This window comes from Mycobacterium sp. TH-M15, from assembly GCF_057473705.1.
In genome coordinates this window covers 1-1,892 of the sequence record NZ_JBYCLB010000033.1, presented here as the reverse complement: position 1 = coordinate 1,892, position 1,892 = coordinate 1, and the positions used below count along the sequence as shown (strand labels likewise).

At 71.4% G+C, this 1,892-nt stretch carries 2 protein-coding genes; both read right to left on the bottom strand.

The window, feature by feature from the left end; all coding sequences use genetic code 11:
- On the bottom strand, window positions 1-388 hold a 388-nt coding region (locus AC2VNT_RS00860; RefSeq protein ID WP_486945060.1), incomplete at its 3' end, for a YbhB/YbcL family Raf kinase inhibitor-like protein.
- 38 nt (window positions 389-426) lie between these two features.
- A complete protein-coding gene (locus tag AC2VNT_RS00855; RefSeq protein ID WP_486945059.1) occupies window positions 427-1,767 on the bottom strand; it encodes a M20/M25/M40 family metallo-hydrolase in 1,341 nt (446 codons plus the stop codon).
- Window positions 1,768-1,892: the final 125 nt, after the last annotated feature.

Below are 1,892 nucleotides of genomic sequence, written 5' to 3'. Positions count from 1 at the left end.
GCACGCCGTGCCCGGCCGGTGGCGCCGCGCCCACATAGCGGCGCAGGCCGGCGTCGTTGGTCAGGGTCAGCGCGTCGCCGGGCAGCAGGCTGCCGTCGCCGGCGCCCTCCGGCAGCTCGGTGCAGGTGGCCGGCAGGTTGGCCACCGCCCAGTGCCAGAACCCGGAGAGTGTCGGGGCGTCCGGGTCGTAGACGGTGACCGCGAAGCTGCGGGTCGCCTCCGGGAAGCCTGACCAGCTCAGCTGCGGGCTGGCGTCGGCGCCACCGGCGCCCATGATGCCGCTGACCTGGGGGGTGGCCAGCGGCCCGCCGTCGATCAGTGACGACGACGTCAGCTGGAACGGCGGCAGCTTGGGCAGTGCGGCGTACGGGTCGGGAGCTGTGCCCACGGTCGTCCTCTCAATCGGTGTGCTCAACGTCGAAGTGATCAACAGTGTGTCAGGAAGTGCTGCAGCACCCGGGTACCGAACGTCAGCGCGTCGACCGGGACCCGCTCGTCGACCCCGTGGAACAGGGCCGAGAAGTCCAGCTCCGGCGGCAGCCGCAGCGGGGCGAAGCCGAAACAGCGAATCCCCAACCGGGCGAACGCCTTCGCGTCGGTCCCGCCGGAGAGCATGTACGGCACGGCGCGGGCGTCGGGATCACACTCCAGCAGCGCGGCGTTCATCGCGTCGACCAGATCACCGTCGAAGGTGGTCTGGTACGGCTCCAGGTCGGTGATCCACTCCCGGGTCACCTGTGGGCCGATCAGCTCGTCGACCTCGGCCTCGAACGCGGCCCGCCGGCCGGGCAGCACCCGGCAGTCCACCACCGCCTCGGCCGTCGCCGGGATCACGTTGGCCTTGTAGCCGGCGTGCAGCATGGTCGGGGCGGCGGTGTCGCGCAGGGTGGCGTTGACGATCCGGGCGATCGGCCCGAGCTTGGCGATCATGCCCTCCAGATCCGGCGACGCCGGGTCGATGGCGTGCCCGGTCTCCTCGCTGACCGCGGCCAGGAACTCGGTGACCGCGTCGGTCAGCACCAGCGGAAACCGGTGCGCACCCAGCCGCGCCACCGCGCCGGCGAGCGCGGTGACGGCGTTGTCGTCGCTGATCATCGACCCGTGCCCGGCCCGGCCGTGCGCGGTCAGCCGCATCCAGCACAGGCCCTTCTCCGCGGTCTCCACCAGGTAGAGCCGGCGCTCCCCGCCGTCCGGGCGGGGCACGGTCAGTGAGAAGCCGCCCACCTCGCCGATCGCCTCGGTGACCCCGGCGAACAGGTCGGGCCGCTGCTCGACCAGCCAGTGCGCGCCGTACTTGCCGCCGGCCTCCTCGTCGGCGACGAACCCGAACACCAGGTCGCGCGGCGGCACGATCCCGGCCGTCGACAGGTGCCGGGCGACCGCGATCATCATCCCGACCATGTCCTTCATGTCGACCGCACCGCGGCCCCAGACGTAGCCGTCCTCCACCGCGCCGGAGAACGGGTGCACGCTCCAGTCGGCCGGTTCGGCCGGCACCACGTCCAGGTGGCCGTGGATCAGCAACGCGCCCCGGGACGGGTCGGCGCCGGCCAGCCGGGCGAACACGTTGCCGCGGCCGGGTGCGCCGGATTCGACGTATTCGGTGCGGTAACCGGCCTCGGCCAACTGCTCGGCGACCCAGTGAGCGCAGTCGGCCTCGCCCTTGGTGGTCTCCGGTTCACCGGTGTTGCTGGTGTCGAACCGGATCAGGGTGCTGACGATCTCCGTCACCTCGTCGGCCGGATCGATGCGAACTGTCACAGTCACCTTTCCTACCACTGCAACCGCCCACGGGTTTTGGCCGGCACATCGCAATCCGATAGCCTTGGTTGCTCGACGACCGCGCTTCCCGGCCGTCTTCGAGTCCGAGTGGCGGAATGGCAGACGCGCTA